The organism is Rhodoferax sp., from assembly GCF_039922535.1.
Classification (GTDB): Bacteria; Pseudomonadota; Gammaproteobacteria; order Burkholderiales; family Burkholderiaceae_C; genus Rhodoferax_B.
This window is the reverse complement of the sequence record NZ_JBDTEM010000282.1, coordinates 1-14,440: the sequence shown is the minus strand read 5'-3', so window position 1 is coordinate 14,440 and position 14,440 is coordinate 1. Positions and strand designations below refer to the sequence as shown.

At 60.1% G+C, this 14,440-nt stretch carries 11 protein-coding genes; all 11 read right to left on the bottom strand.

Annotation, left to right across the window (positions count from 1 at the left end; translation table 11 throughout):
• Positions 1-302, bottom strand: a 302-nt coding sequence (locus tag ABI213_RS13105; RefSeq protein WP_348027436.1) for an EamA family transporter, incomplete at its 3' end; no start/stop codon positions are given.
• Positions 303-407: 105 nt separating this feature from the next.
• Entirely contained in the window at positions 408-2,231 is a 1,824-nt protein-coding gene (gene typA / locus ABI213_RS13100; protein ID WP_348027434.1) for a translational GTPase TypA, read from the bottom strand.
• A 6-nt stretch (positions 2,232-2,237) separates the two neighbouring features.
• Complete coding sequence (gene truB, locus ABI213_RS13095; RefSeq protein ID WP_348027432.1) at positions 2,238-3,224, bottom strand: tRNA pseudouridine(55) synthase TruB; 987 nt, start codon at positions 3,222-3,224, stop codon at positions 2,238-2,240.
• A gap of 4 nt (positions 3,225-3,228) precedes the next feature.
• Positions 3,229-3,600 carry a 30S ribosome-binding factor RbfA gene (rbfA, locus tag ABI213_RS13090; protein WP_348027430.1) on the bottom strand — a complete coding sequence of 124 codons (372 nt, stop codon included), beginning with the start codon at positions 3,598-3,600 and terminating at the stop codon, positions 3,229-3,231.
• Positions 3,600-6,545: a translation initiation factor IF-2 gene (infB, locus tag ABI213_RS13085; RefSeq protein WP_348027428.1), complete on the bottom strand. Its 2,946-nt coding sequence runs from the start codon at positions 6,543-6,545 to the stop codon at positions 3,600-3,602. The genes rbfA and infB overlap by 1 nt, the downstream gene beginning before the upstream one ends.
• Before the next feature lie 24 nt (positions 6,546-6,569).
• The gene (gene nusA, locus ABI213_RS13080) at positions 6,570-8,075 is read right to left on the bottom strand and encodes a transcription termination factor NusA (protein ID WP_295957972.1); all 1,506 of its coding nucleotides are present in this window, start codon (positions 8,073-8,075) and stop codon (positions 6,570-6,572) included.
• A gap of 78 nt (positions 8,076-8,153) precedes the next feature.
• Positions 8,154-8,744, bottom strand: a complete 591-nt coding sequence (rimP, locus tag ABI213_RS13075) for a ribosome maturation factor RimP (RefSeq protein ID WP_348007291.1) — start codon at positions 8,742-8,744, stop codon at positions 8,154-8,156.
• A 264-nt stretch (positions 8,745-9,008) separates the two neighbouring features.
• Positions 9,009-10,586, bottom strand: a complete 1,578-nt coding sequence (locus ABI213_RS13070; protein WP_348007290.1) for a dipeptide ABC transporter ATP-binding protein — start codon at positions 10,584-10,586, stop codon at positions 9,009-9,011.
• Positions 10,583-11,620, bottom strand: coding sequence for an ABC transporter permease (locus ABI213_RS13065; protein WP_348007289.1), 1,038 nt, complete (start codon positions 11,618-11,620; stop codon positions 10,583-10,585). The genes ABI213_RS13070 and ABI213_RS13065 overlap by 4 nt, the downstream gene beginning before the upstream one ends.
• Entirely contained in the window at positions 11,613-12,647 is a 1,035-nt protein-coding gene (locus ABI213_RS13060) for an ABC transporter permease subunit (RefSeq protein ID WP_348007288.1), read from the bottom strand. Before ABI213_RS13060 ends, ABI213_RS13065 begins: the two co-directional genes overlap by 8 nt.
• A 2-nt stretch (positions 12,648-12,649) precedes the next feature.
• The coding region (locus ABI213_RS13055; RefSeq protein WP_348027426.1) for an extracellular solute-binding protein at positions 12,650-14,440 on the bottom strand (1,791 nt) is incomplete at its 5' end.

The window sequence follows — 14,440 nt, the reverse complement described above, 5'->3', positions numbered from 1 at the left end:
GTGACCAGCACATTTGCCACCGGGCTCAGGCTCAATGCCAGCATGTAGGCGGTAAACATCACCGCCCAGCACACGCCCGACAACCACAGCGCCGAGCCGCCCTGGCGGATCTTGGCAAACACCGCACGGCCTTGCAGCAGCGGCAAGATCACCAGCAGAGACAGCACGGTAAAAAAGCTCCGCCAGAAGGTGATTTCAAAGCTGTGTGCCGACTCCAGGTGCCGGGTGGTCACCCCAGCAATCGACCACATCAAGGTGACCAGAACCATCATCAGCACGGCGTGGGAATGGGATAACTTCATAGCATGATTGTGAGGGGGAGACGGCGTAAAAAACCCCGGCACGCTATACAAGCGTCCGGGGTTTCAGGGACCAATCACCCAGCTAATACTGGGTGCTGATACCGTTTATCGGCCAGCGCGTTTGCGCTCGCTTTCGGTCAGGTGGCGCTTGCGCAGACGCACCGACTTGGGCGTGATTTCGACCAGTTCGTCGTCCTCGATGAACTCGACACCATATTCCAGCGTCAACTCGATGGGGGGCGTGATCTTGATCGCGTCTTCCTTGCCGGACACGCGGAAGTTGGTCAGCTGCTTGGTACGCGTGGCGTTGACCACCAAATCGTTGTCACGGCTGTGGATGCCCACAATCATGCCTTCGTATACGGGATCGTTGGCGCGCACAAACATGCGGCCACGGTCGTCCAGCTTGCCCAGGGCGTAGGTGAAGATTTCGCCTGCGTCCATAGAGATCAGCACGCCATTCTTGCGACCGCCGATGTCGCCCTTATGGGGCTCGTAGCAGTCAAAAATGTTGGCGATCAGGCCGGAGCCGCGCGTCAAATTCAGGAATTCGTTGGTGAAACCAATCAGACCACGGGCAGGAATGCGGTATTCCAGACGCACACGGCCACGGCCATCCGGCTCCATGTTGACCAGTTCGCCCTTGCGCTCGCCCAGGGCTTGCATCACGCCGCCTTGGTGCTGGTCTTCGATGTCGGCGGTCACCAGCTCGATAGGCTCGTGCTTTTCGCCGTTCACTTCCTTCATCACCACGCGGGGCTTGCTTACTGCCAGCTCATAGCCTTCGCGGCGCATGTTTTCCAGCAAAATGGTCAAGTGCAGTTCGCCGCGACCCATGACTTCAAAGATACCTTCTTCGTCGGTTTCTTTGACGCGCAATGCCACGTTGTGTTGTAGTTCTTTTTGCAGACGGTCCCAGATCTGGCGGCTGGTGACGTATTTGCCTTCGCGACCGGCCAAGGGGCTGGTGTTGACGCAGAAGTTCATCGTCAGGGTGGGTTCGTCCACCTTGAGCATGGGCAGCGGTGCGGGGTTGACCGGATCGGTGATGGTGACTCCGATGCCGATGTCGGTCAGGCCGTTGATCAGTACGAGTTCGCCAGGGCCAGCTTCCAGTGCCTGCACACGTTCCAGACCCTGGAACGTCAGAACCTGGTTGACACGGCCTTTGACGGGCTTGCCGTCAGGGCCTTCCATGACCACCACGTCCATCATCGGGCGCACGGTGCCCTGGCTGATACGGCCCACGCCGATACGGCCCACAAAGGTCGAAAAGTCGAGTGCCGAAATTTGCAGCTGCAAAGGCGCTTCTGGATCGCCGGTTTGCGCGGGCACGTGCTTGAGCACGGTGTTGAACAGGGCCGACATGTCGGGACCCCACTGCTCGCCCTGCTCGCCTTCTACCAGCGAAGACCAGCCGTTGATGCCGGATGCGTACACCACGGGGAAGTCCAGCTGTTCGTCGGTAGCGCCCAACTTGTCGAACAAGTCGAACGCAGCGTTCACCACCTTGTCGGGGTTGGCACCGGGCTTGTCCACCTTGTTCACCACCACGATAGGCTTCAGACCCAGGGCCAAAGCCTTCTTGGTCACGAAACGGGTCTGGGGCATGGGGCCTTCTTGTGCGTCGATCAACAGCACAACGCCGTCCACCATCGACAAGGCACGTTCCACTTCGCCGCCGAAGTCGGCGTGGCCGGGGGTATCGACGATGTTGATGTGCGTACCTTCCCAGCTCACGGCGCAGTTCTTGGCCAGAATGGTAATGCCACGCTCTTTTTCAATTGCGTTGTTGTCCATCACGGTGTCCACGACTTTTTCGTGTTCGGCAAAAGTGCCGGACTGGCGCAGCAGTTGGTCGACCATGGTGGTCTTGCCATGATCGACGTGGGCGATGATGGCGATGTTGCGAATTTGCTTAATGCTCATAGTTCTCTACTCCTGAATCAAAGGGTTCTCTGCTTTTTGCGCCTGGGCCTGATCCAAAATCTGGCCAATATCCAGCGGGCTTAGCAGTCGCCCTGGTATCAATTCACCGGCCTTGACTTGGGCTACACCCAGCAAGGACGGCGGCTTATCTCCGTAAACCGCAACGCGGTCATCGTCGGGCCAGTCCCCCCGGCGGCGCACGCCGCTGAGGAACCGCCCTGCATTCTGTTCATCCAGCGTGACACGGCGGTGTTGCGCCAGCAGCGCATCCACCGGCAGCAAACACGCCAGCCGCTGGTCTTCGGTCATGGCCTCCAGCGCAGCCAGCGTCACACACTGGCCAATCGCAAAGTCGCCGGTCGCTATGCGGCGCAAAGCCGTCAAATGCGCACCGCAGCCCAACGCCTCACCAATGTCTTCACCCAGCGTGCGGATGTATGTGCCTTTCGAGCACTTTGCTACTATTTCAATAGCTTCTTGCGCAGGCGCCAACTGCGTAAGAGCCACTTTTAACTCAAAAATTTCTACATCCCGCGCAGGCCGCTCAATCTCAATGCCTGCCCGCGCATATTCGTACAAGGGCTTGCCGTCGCGCTTCAAGGCGCTGTACATCGGCGGCACCTGGCGAATCGGGCCGGTAAACCGCGGTACGACCGCATCAATCTGCGCTTGCGTTACAGACACCGGTCGGGTCTCTACCACATCGCCCTCGGCATCGCCGGTACTGGTTTTCACCCCCAACCGGGCCGTGGCCAAGTAGGTTTTATCCGCATCCAGGTGCAACTGGCTGAACTTGGTGGCGGCCCCAAAACACAGGGGCAGCACACCGGTGGCCAGCGGGTCCAGCGTGCCGGTATGGCCCGCCTTTTCACCGCGCAGCAGCCATTTGACTTTTTGCAGCGCGTCGTTGCTCGACAGACCCAAAGGCTTGTCCAACAACAGCACCCCGTGCACGGGGCGCCTGGCAACCCGTACACGTGGCGTTGCAGTCATCGCTTTAGTCTTCCTGGGCCCGGGAAGCCACAGCCCGCGCAATCAGCGCGTTCATGTCCGAGGCTTTTTCGGTCGTCCGGTCGTAATGGAAGTGCAAGGTCGGCACGGTGTGGATGTGCAAACGCTTGAACAAACCCGAGCGCAGAAAACCTGCGGCCTGGTTCAAACCTTCGGTGCACTCGTCCGGGTTGCCGGTCAGCACACTGAAGAACACCTTGGCGTGCGCGTAATCGGGCGTGACTTCCACCCCCTGGATGGTCACCATGCCCACCCGCGGGTCTTTCAACTCGCGGGCGATCAGCTCGGTCAGATCCCGTTGGATCTGGTCGGCGACTTTGAGGCTGCGGTTAGGCGCAGCGGCTTTGCGTTTGACCATTACAGGGTACGGGCGATTTCTTTGATCTCAAAGAATTCCAACTGGTCGCCCACGGCGATGTCGTTGTAGTTCTTGAGCTTGATACCGCACTCGAAGCCTTCACGCACTTCCCGCACATCGTCCTTGACGCGCTTGAGCGAATCAATTTCACCGGTGTAGATGACGATGTTTTCGCGCAGCAAGCGGAAGCGTGCACTGCGGTTGACCGAGCCGGTGGTGACCATACAGCCCGCCACCGTACCAATTTTGGAGGCCACGAACACCGTGCGGATCTCAGCCATACCGATGATCTCTTCGCGCTGCTCGGGAGCCAGCATACCGGCCATGGCGGACTTCAACTCATCGACAGCGTCGTAAATGATGTTGTAGTACTTCACGTCCACGGCATTATTCTCGGCCAACTTGCGCGCACCCGCATCGGCTCGCACGTTGAAGCCGATCACGATGGCCTTGGAGGCAATCGCCAAGTTGATATCGGACTCGCTGATCGCGCCGACCGCCGTGTAGACCATCTGCACCTTGACTTCGTCGGTCGAGAGCTTGAGCAGCGACTGGGCCAAAGCCTCTTGCGAACCCTGCACGTCGGCCTTGACGATGATCGGCAACATCTTGACCTCGCCCGCCGTGATGTCGGTGAACATGGTTTCCAGCTTGGCGGCTTGCAGCTTGGCCAGCTTGGTGTTGCGGAACTTACCAGCACGGTAGGTAGCGATTTCACGGGCCCGACGTTCGTCGGGCAAGACCATGAACTCATCACCCGCCTGCGGCACTTCGGTCAGACCCTGGATTTCGACCGGGATCGACGGACCTGCAGACTTGGACGGCTTGCCGTTCTCATCCAGCATGGCACGCACGCGGCCATAAGTGGAGCCTGCCAGCACGATGTCGCCCGTCTTCAACGTACCCGACTGCACCAGCACGGTAGCCACAGGGCCCTTACCCTTGTCGAGACGCGCTTCGATCACCAGACCCTTGGCCATGGCATCGACCGGTGCTTTCAATTCCAGCACTTCGGCCTGCAAGAGCACTTGCTCCAGCAGTTCATCGATACCAAAACCCGTTTTAGCCGACACGGAGACGAAAGGCGAGCTACCACCGAAGTCTTCGGGGATCACGTCTTCGATCACCAGCTCGTTTTTGACGCGCTCGGGGTTGGAATCGGGCTTGTCGATCTTGTTGATCGCCACCACGATAGGCACACCGGCTGCTTTTGCATGCTTGATAGCTTCTTTGGTTTGCGGCATCACGCCGTCGTCGGCAGCCACGACCAGAATCACGATATCGGTGGCCTGCGCACCACGGGCACGCATGGCGGTAAACGCTTCGTGGCCCGGAGTATCCAGGAACGACACCATGCCGCGTGGGGTTTCCACGTGGTAGGCACCAATGTGCTGGGTAATGCCACCGGCTTCACCAGAGGCGACCTTGGCGCGGCGGATGTAATCCAGCAGCGAGGTTTTACCGTGATCCACGTGGCCCATGACGGTCACCACAGGAGCCCGCGGCAAAGACTCAGACTCTTGCTGCAACACTTCTTCGGCGGTAAACGCTTCTGGATCGTCCAGCGCAGCCACAACGGCTTTGTGGCCCATTTCTTCGACCAGAATCATGGCCGTGTCTTGGTCCAGCGGCTGGTTGATGGAAACCATCTGGCCCAGCTTCATCAGGTGCTTGATCACCTCGGAAGCCTTGACCGCCATCTTGTGGGCGAGTTCGGCCACGGTGATGGTTTCGGGCACATGGACTTCGATTGTGCGCGCTTCCACCGGTGCTTGCGACATGTTGTCGTCGCGCTGGTCGCGGTCATTGCTGCCACGGCGGCCACGCGGGCCTCCGCGCCAGTTGCCACGGCCGACACCACCGCTGGAGTCCCCACGGGTGGGCAGGGGTTTCTTCTTGGCTGGATCGGCCCAGCTGCTGGACAGCTTGGCGGACTTAACTTCTTTGCCAGCACCTGGGGCAGCGGGTGCTGCGCCAGGTGCGGGTTTGGCCGGTGCCGTGCCTGCGGCAGGCTTGTGCAGCGTGCCCTTCATGGCGGCAGCCTTGGCAGCATCGACCACGGCGGGTTTCACGACCGGCTTGGGTTCTTCCACCTTCTTGTGGGCGACCAGCACCTTCTTAGGTGTGGACATCATCAAGCGGATGGCGGCGGCTTCGGCTTCGGCCTTGCGGCGGCGGTCGCCCAAATCCACCACACGGGCGGACTCTTCATCTTCGCGCGCTTTGGACTCGGCGGCAACTTTGGCACGGGCATCGGTTTCGGCCTGGGCCTTGGCTTGTGCCGCGGCGGCATCAGCCTGGGACTTAGCCAAGGCAGCGGCATCTGCAGCGGCGTTGATATTTTGCCCAATGGCAGACAGCGGTGGCGCAGGTGTCGCGGCTTTTTGTTGTTCAGCCTGGGCACGTGCGGCAGCCTCACTCGCAGCAGCGGCTTTTTCAGCAGCGATACGATCACGGGCTTCTTGCTCTTCACGCTGACGGCGCTTTTCGATCAGTTCTTCTTCCTGACGGCGCATCAGCTCGGCCTGGCGGCGGGCTTCTTCTTCGCGGCGGGCCAATTCGGCTTCTTCCGCGGCGTTGCTGGCGGGCACGTCCACTTCGACCTCGGATTCGGCAGAGCCTTCGATCACACTGTCCATGCCATCTTCACGTTTGATGAAGGTGCGTTTCTTGCGCACTTCCACCTGGATGGTGCGGGCACGGCCAGTGGAGTCGGCCTGTTTAATTTCGCTGGTGGACTTTTTCACCAGGGTGATCTTCTTGCGTTCCAGCGTGGCAGTGCCATGGCTGGCCTGCAAAAAGCCCAGCAGGCGCTGCTTGTCAGATTCGCTTAGGACATCGGACGTAGCGGCTTTCGGCACACCCGCCCCCCGGAGCTGTTCCAGCAAAGTTTCGGGCGATTTTTTGAGCTCAACGGCAAATTCGGCGACGGTAGTATTGGACATGTATTGTGTGACCTTTCATGACCATTACTCTTGAGAGGCGGCGTCATTGGTAAACCAATGTGCGCGCGCCTTCATGATCAAGGTCGTGGCTTCGTCCTCAGACTGGCCGGTAATTTCGGAGAGCTCATCCCCGGCCAAGTCGGCCAGATCGTCGCGGGTGTGGATGCCGCCAGCTTGCAGCTTGGCGATCAGTTCGGGGGTCAGGCCTTCAAGGTCGTTCAGGTCTTGGGAGACCGGCTCGGCCGCTTCAGCGTCTTCTTCCAGGGCAATTTCCATGGTCAGCAGCACGTCTTTGGCACGCGAACGCAGCTCATGCACGGTGTCTTCGTCGAAGCTTTCGATTTCCAACATTTCCTGCAGCGGCACGTAGGCAATTTCTTCCAGACTGGTGAAGCCTTCGTGGATCAGGATGTCGGCCATTTCTTCGTCGACATCGAGTTTTTCCATGAACAGCTTGCGGCTGGAATCGGTCTCGGTCGCCTGCTTTTGGGCAGATTCAGCCGCGTCCATGATGTTGATCTTCCAGCCGGTCAAGTCGGCAGCCAGGCGCACGTTTTGTCCGCCGCGGCCAATCGCAATCGCCAGATTTTCTTCATCGACTACCACGTCCATGGCGTGGCGCTCTTCGTCCACTACGATGGAAGACACATTGGCCGGGGCCAAAGCACCAATCACGAACTGGGCAGGATCTTCGCTCCACAAGACGATGTCGACACGTTCGCCAGCCAGTTCGTTGGTGACGCCGTTGACACGGGTACCACGCACGCCGACGCAGGTGCCGATAGGATCGACGCGTTTGTCGTGCGACAGCACGGCGATTTTGGCGCGCGAACCTGGGTCACGGGCGCAAGATTTGATCTCCAGCAGGCCCTGTTCGATTTCAGGCACTTCCTGGCGAAACAGCTCAATCATGTAAGCAGGCGAGCTGCGAGACAGGATGATAGGTGCGCCACGCAGTGTCAGGTCCACTTCCATGATCATGGCGCGAACGCGGTCACCGGTGCGCAGATTTTCCTTGGGGATCATCTCGCTGCGGCGCAGGCGGCCTTCGACGCGACCGCTCTCGACAATGATGTCGCCCTTGTCCATGCGCTTGACGGTACCGACAAAAATCTTGTCGCCACGGCTCATGAAGTCGTTCAGCAGCATTTCGCGTTCAGCATCACGGATCTTTTGCAGAATGACCTGCTTGGCAGCCATCGCGCCAATCCGGCCAATCGGCAGCGACTCGATCGGTTTCTCGATGTAGTCGCCTTCTTCAATGTCAGGAATGTCGTCGCGCACGTCCGACACCAGCTCTTCTGCCTCGGGGTTTTGCAAACCTGCAGAGTCTGGCACCACCAGCCAACGGCGGAAGGTTTCGTAATTGCCACTGTCACGGTCAAGGGCAACGCGGATATCCACTTCGCCCTGGTACAGCTTTTTGGTGGCCTGCGCCAAAGCCGACTCCACCGCGCCAAATACAACATCCCGCTCCACGTTTTTCTCACGTGAAATGGCATCTACCAACATCAACATTTCGCGATTCATGTCACGAATCTCCTGAACACTTAAACCAAAAAAATCAAATCCGCCGGACTGTGCTTACGCAGCCATCACGCCGGACCATCACTCTTGCGCAACACCCGTGTCTTTTGCGTTGCGACCATTGAAACTAACGATGGGGGCCAGCCGTGCATCCCGGATTTCATCCAAGGTAAAACCCATGGCCTGCAAAGGCGCTGGAATACGTTTTTTGCTGACACGCACACCGGGCTTGACTTCGGGCTCGTCGCTCCAGACGATTTGCCAGCTGGGGGCGGCAGCGCCGACAGCCGCTACGGCTTCCAGCGTGCCGCGGAATTTTTTACGGTTGGCGTTGACTTTGCCTTCTGCGGCAAGGCCAATAGCCACCTTGAGGTTCACGTCGATGACGTAACCTACGAAGCGCTCAAAATCTGTTTTGTGCCGCAAGGGGCGATCGATACCGGGCGAGGACACCTCCAGCCGCTTGTATTCCACGCCATCGACTTCCAGTGCAAACTGTAGTTGGCGGGTGACTTTTTCGCAGTCTTCGACGTTGATAAACTGCTCGGGCGTACCGGCGACCCAGGGATGGTCGATCGTGATGCGCAGCAAACCACCGGCAGAGCGGTCGATCTCTACGAGGTCGTAACCGAATCCGGTTACGGTTTGTTCAACGATTTCTTGTAACGCCACGTGTGAATATTGGTAGGTGCAATGGCCTCGAAAACACCTTGAAAGTCTGCTTTAAAGTGTGTTTTTAAGGCCTGTTAAAAACAATCGACCAAAAAAAACGGGCGGTAATTACCCGCCCGTTTGGTCGTGAGCTCTTATTCTAGCCCAGAAATGGGCAGTTTTTAAGCAAAAAACGCGTTCGCCCGGAAGGCCGCACAGGGTTTTTCCTTAAATATTTGTGGGCTATGCACTGATTTGTAGGGGTTTTTAGCAAGTGTTTAGGGACTACGTGCTTGCTGCCAGCAAAGTTCGTGTGTAAGCATTCTGCGGCGCATCCAGCACCTGCGCCACAGGGCCCGACTCCACGATTTCACCGTTTTGCACCACCAGCACACGGTGCGCCATGGCGCGAATCACGTCCATGTCGTGGGTGATCAGCAGGTAGGCCAGACCGCGCTCCCGTTGCAGCCTTTGTAACAATTGCAGGACTTGCTGCTGGATGGTCACGTCCAGCGCGCTGGTGGGTTCGTCCAGCACCAACAACTGGGGTTGCACGATCAACGCACGGGCAATCGCCAGACGCTGGCGCTGGCCACCTGAAAACGCATGCGGGTAGCGTTGTAACAAGCCGGGAAACTGCTCCTCCCCCATACCCACATCGGCCAGCGCCTGGATGACCTGGCGCTGGCGTTCGTCGGCGCTGTGCTGCGGCGCATGGACGCGCAGGCCCTCCCCTACGATTTCCTCGACGGTCAGGCGAGGTGAGAGGGAGGAGAACGGATCCTGGAACACTACCTGGATTTTGGAACGCAGCGCTTTGTTGCGCGCGGCTTCGCGGCCCCAGGTCTGCCCGCCAATCTGCACCGAGCCGCCGTAGGCCTGTAAACCCAGCACGGCCAGGGCCAAAGTGGATTTGCCCGAACCGGACTCGCCCACCACGCCCAGCGTCTGGCCCGGCGGGATGGCAAAGCTGGCATCTTGCAAGGGCACGAACTCGGACTTCTGGAACCAGCCCCGGATGCCCGGCAAAGCGGCGGGATAGGCCACACGCAAGTTTTTTGCCTGCAGCAAGGGTGCGGCAGAAATTTCGGGCACGACATCGCGCACAGGTTTACTGGCGATCAATTTGCGGGTGTAGGCGTGTTGCGGACTCTCAAAAACGCCCGCCACAGTACCGGTCTCTACGATACGGCCGCCCTCCATCACCGCCACGCGGTCGGCAAACTGGCGCACCAAGTGCAGGTCGTGGGTGATCAACAGCACGGCCATGCCGTATTGCCGCTGCAAATCGGACAGCAGCGCCAGAATCTGGCCGCGCACCGTCACATCCAGCGCGGTGGTGGGCTCATCCGCCAGCAACAGCTTAGGCCTGCAGGCCAAAGCCATGGCGATCATGGCGCGTTGGCGCTGGCCGCCGCTGAGCTGGTGCGGGTAGCTGCCGACACGGCGTGTGGGTTCGGCCACACCCGTGCTCGCTAGTATTTCAATAGCTGCCAGCGCAGATTGCGCCTGCGTCAAGCCTTGTTTTAGTTCAAAAACCTCAGCGATCTGGCGGCCAATGGTGAACAACGGGTTCAGCGCCGTCATCGGCTCCTGGAAAATCATGGCGATGTCTTTGCCGCGGATACCGCGCAGCGTGTGCTCAGGTAGCGCCAGCAAGTCCTGTCCGCCAAACATCGCCTTGCCCGTGGTCTGCGCATCGGCTACCAAGCGCAGCAAACTCAGCGCCGAAATGCTTTTGCCCGAGCCCGACTCGCCCACCAGCGCCAGCTTTTCGCCGGGCTGGATCTGGAAGCTGATGCGGTTGACAACGGGCCTACCGCCAAAGCTGACCGTTAAATCCTGCACGTCCAGCAAACTCATGCCTGCACCTTCCGCGGATCGAGCGCGTCGCGCAAGGCATCCCCCATGAAGGTCAACAGCAGCAGCGTGATGGCCAGCACCGCAAAGGTAGACAGCGAAATCCACCACGCGTCGATATTCGCCTTGCCCTGGCTCAATAGTTCACCCAACGACGGCGTACCAGGCGGCACGCCCAGGCCCAGAAAGTCCAGCGAGGTTAGCGCCAGGATGGCCGCGCTCATGCGGAACGGCAAAAAGGTCACCACCGGCGTGAGGCTGTTGGGCAAGATGTGCCGCCAGATGATTTGCGCATTGCCCACGCCCAGGGCGCGCGCGGCCTTCACGTAGTCCATCTGCCGGTTGCGCAGAAACTCGGCCCGCACGTAGTCGCTCAGGCCCATCCAGCCAAACAGGCTCAGCAAGACCAGCAACAGGCTGATGCTGGGCGCGAAGATGGCGCTGAAGATGATCAGCAAATACAGCTCGGGCATGGAGCCCCAGATTTCGATAAAGCGCTGGAACGCCAGGTCGGTTTTGCCACCAAAAAACCCCTGCACCGCCCCGGTAGCGATGCCCAGCAGCGTGCCCACTGCCGTCAGCGCCAGCGCAAACAACACGCTGACGCGGAAGCCGTAAATCAACTGCGCCAGCAGGTCGCGTCCCCGGTCGTCCGTACCCAGCAGGTTGGCGCGCGACGGGGCCGAGGGGTTGGGGAATTGGGCGAAGTAGTTCAGCGTCTTGGGGCCGTAAGGGTTGGGCGGGTATATCGCCCAGTTGCCGTTTTGGGCCAGTTGCTGCTGGATGAAGGGGTCGAGGTAGTCGGTGGGCGTGGGGAAATCGCCGCCAAAGGTGGTCTCGGCATAGTCTTTCACCAATGGGAAATAGGTTTGCCCCTGGTAGCGCAGCACCAGTGGGCGGTCGTTGCTCAGCACCTCGGCCAGCAGGCTCAAAACTACCAGCACGCAGAAAATGACCAGGCTCCAGTAGCCTAGGCGGTTGCGTTTGAAGCGCTGCCAGGCACGGCGGCCGGGGCTGGGCGAAGCGGTATTAGTCAAATCGAACCCGGGGATCTACCCACACATAGCAAAGGTCGGAAATCAGCTTGGTGACCAGGCCGATCAGCGTAAACAGGTACAGCGTGCCCAGCACCACGGGGTAGTCGCGGCGGATCACGCTCTCGTAGCTCAGCAAACCCAGGCCATCGAGCGAAAACAGGGTTTCTATCAGCAGCGAGCCGGTGAAGAACGCGCCGATAAACGCCGCCGGGAAGCCGGTGACGATGGGAATCAGCGCGTTGCGCAGCACATGTTTCCACAGCACCTGCCGCTCGCTCAGGCCCTTGGCACGGGCGGTCAGCACGTATTGCTTGCGGATTTCTTCCAGAAACGCGTTCTTGGTCAGCATGGCAGTGACGGCGAAGCTGCCCAGCACCATGGCGGTCACCGGCAGTGCGATGTGCCACAGGTAGTCCACCACCTTGGCGCCCCAGCCCAGCGTGTCCCAGTTGCTGGAGGTGAGCCCGCGCAGCGGAAACCACTGCAACTGGCCGCCAAATATCACCACCAGCGCCACGCCCAACACAAAGCCGGGGATGGCGTAGCCCACCAGAATCAGCAGCGTGGTGACAAAGTCAAACCGCGACCCGGCCCGCACCGCCTTGGCAATGCCCAGCGGCACGGCCACCAGGTAGCTCAGAAAGAAGGTCCACAGCCCCAGGCTGATGGACACCGGCATCTTTTCCTTCACCAGCTGCCACACGTCCTTGTGCTGGTAGAAGCTCTGGCCCAGGTCAAACCGGGCGAACTGGCCCAGCATCTGCCAAAAGCGCTGGGGCGCAGGCTTGTCGAAGCCGTAGAGCTGGCGGATTTCTTCGATCTGCTTGGCATCAATCCCCTGCCGACCCCGGTAGCCCGCGCCCGAGGCCGCCGCTCGCTCGCCGCCCGAATCGCGACCCTGCAGTTGCGACACCATCTGCTCCACCGGGCCGCCGGGCACGAACTGCACCACGGCGAAAGTCACCAGCAGCACGCCCAGCAGCGTGGGCACCATCAGCAGAATGCGTTTGAGGATGTAGCTGAACATGCTTATTTATTGTTGGGCGAGGCCCACCAGGTGCTGGTGGCCCAGCCGTCCACCTGGTAGTAGGGCGGCGTGGCGGCGGGCAGCACAAATTGGCCGGGCCGGTAGCCCACAAAAAAGGCATTGCTGAACCACTGCGGAATGGAGTAATGCCCATGCGTCAGCACCCGGTCCAGCGCACGCATGGCGGTGGCCAGTTCGGGCCGCGTGGTGGCGGTAACGACCTTTTGCAGCAGCGCATCGACAGCGGGATCGGCAATGCCCCAGGTGTTGTTGGAACCCGGTGTGGCAGCGGCTTTGGAGCCAAACAGCTCCAGCAGCTCACCGCCGGGCGCAGTACTGCCCAACAGCCGCACGCTGGTCATTTCGAAATCGAAGGTATCCATTTTTTGCTTGGACAGCGAGAAATCGACCAGCCGCAGCTGCAGCGAAATGCCCAGCTTTTCCAGCGCCTTTTGCAGCGGTGCAATCACCCGCGCCAGGCTGGGCTGGTCGTTCAAAAACTCGATCGTGAAGGCCTCGCCCTTGGCGTTGCGCAGCGCGCCGTCGGCGTAGTCCCAACCGGCCTCGTGCAGCAGCTTTTGCGCCTGGCGCAGGTTGTCGCGCAGGCTGCGCGGCGGCGCGGTGCTGGGCGACAAATAGGCGGGGCCAAACACCTCGGGCCGCAGCTTGGCGCGCAAGGGTTCCAGCAAGGCCAATTCATCTGCGCCGGGCAGGCCCTGGGCCTGGAATTCGCTGTTCGGAAAGTAGCCGTTGACGCGCTGGTACACGCCGTAAAAAAGCTGGCGGTTGAGCCATTCAAAGTCCATCGCCAGGCCCAGCGCCTCGCGCACCCGCACGTCCTTGAACTTGGGATTGCGCAGGTTCAGTACATAGCCCTGGAAGTCGCCGGGGTTGCGGTTGATGAAGGTGGCTTTTTTCAACGTGCCGTTGTCAAACTGCTTACCCACGTACTGCCGCGCCCAGTTGCGCGAAATGAATTCGCGCATGAAATCAAATTCCCCGGCCCGCAGTCCCTCGAAACGGGCAGTTTCGTCCAGGTAAATTTTGTAGGTGATGCGGTCAAAGTTGAACTGGCCTTTGCGCACGCCCAGGTCGCGCGCCCAGTAGGCCGGGTCGCGGGTGTAGGTGATGTCACGGCCTAACTTAGGGTTGGCAATTTTGTACGGGCCGGAGCCGATGGGCACCTGCTCCACGATCTGGTCAAACGCCACGCCCTTGCCCCAGGCGCGGCTGAATACCGGCAGGCTGGTGCCCACCACCAGCGGCAGCTCGGGGTTGGGGTTGGCAAAGTCGAAGCGCACCGTGCGCTCACCCAGCACGGCCACGCCCTTGACCTCAGCAAAGATGCTGCGGTACTGCGGCGCGGCCAGTTTGCCCACCAGGGTGTTAAAGGAATACGCCACGTCGGCGGCCAGCACCGGCGTGCCGTCATGGAAGCGGGCGGCGGGGTGTATTTTGAAAGTCGCGCTGAGTTTGTCGGGGGCCACCTCCACGTCCTCGGCCAGCAGACCGTAGGCGGTGGTGGGTTCCTCCATATTGCCCGCCAGCAGGGTTTCCAGCAGCAGGCCAGAGATACCGAAAGGTGCCGTGCCCTTCAAGGTGAAGGGGTTGAACTTGTCGAAATTGGTAGGCCGGGTGGGCGGCACCATGCGAATCTCGCCGCCCTTGGGGGCGTTGGGGTTCACATAGCCGAAATGGTCGAACCCGGCGGGGTATTTCACGTCGCCAAATTGCGCATAGGCATGCGCGCCCCAAGCGGGCACGCAGCAACACATCGACAGAAAAAGTCCCGC

What these genes read in the sequence shown, in the direction of transcription:
- infB (WP_348027428.1), bottom strand. Translation starts at nt 6,545, where the DNA reads ATGTCCAATACTACCGTCGCCGAATTTGCCGTTGAGCTCAAAAAATCG.
- typA (WP_348027434.1), bottom strand. Translation starts at nt 2,231, where the DNA reads ATGAGCATTAAGCAAATTCGCAACATCGCCATCATCGCCCACGTCGAT.
- rbfA (WP_348027430.1), bottom strand. Translation starts at nt 3,600, where the DNA reads ATGGTCAAACGCAAAGCCGCTGCGCCTAACCGCAGCCTCAAAGTCGCC.
- ABI213_RS13070 (WP_348007290.1), bottom strand. Translation starts at nt 10,586, where the DNA reads ATGAGTTTGCTGGACGTGCAGGATTTAACGGTCAGCTTTGGCGGTAGG.
- truB (WP_348027432.1), bottom strand. Translation starts at nt 3,224, where the DNA reads ATGACTGCAACGCCACGTGTACGGGTTGCCAGGCGCCCCGTGCACGGG.
- ABI213_RS13060 (WP_348007288.1), bottom strand. Translation starts at nt 12,647, where the DNA reads ATGTTCAGCTACATCCTCAAACGCATTCTGCTGATGGTGCCCACGCTG.
- nusA (WP_295957972.1), bottom strand. Translation starts at nt 8,075, where the DNA reads ATGAATCGCGAAATGTTGATGTTGGTAGATGCCATTTCACGTGAGAAA.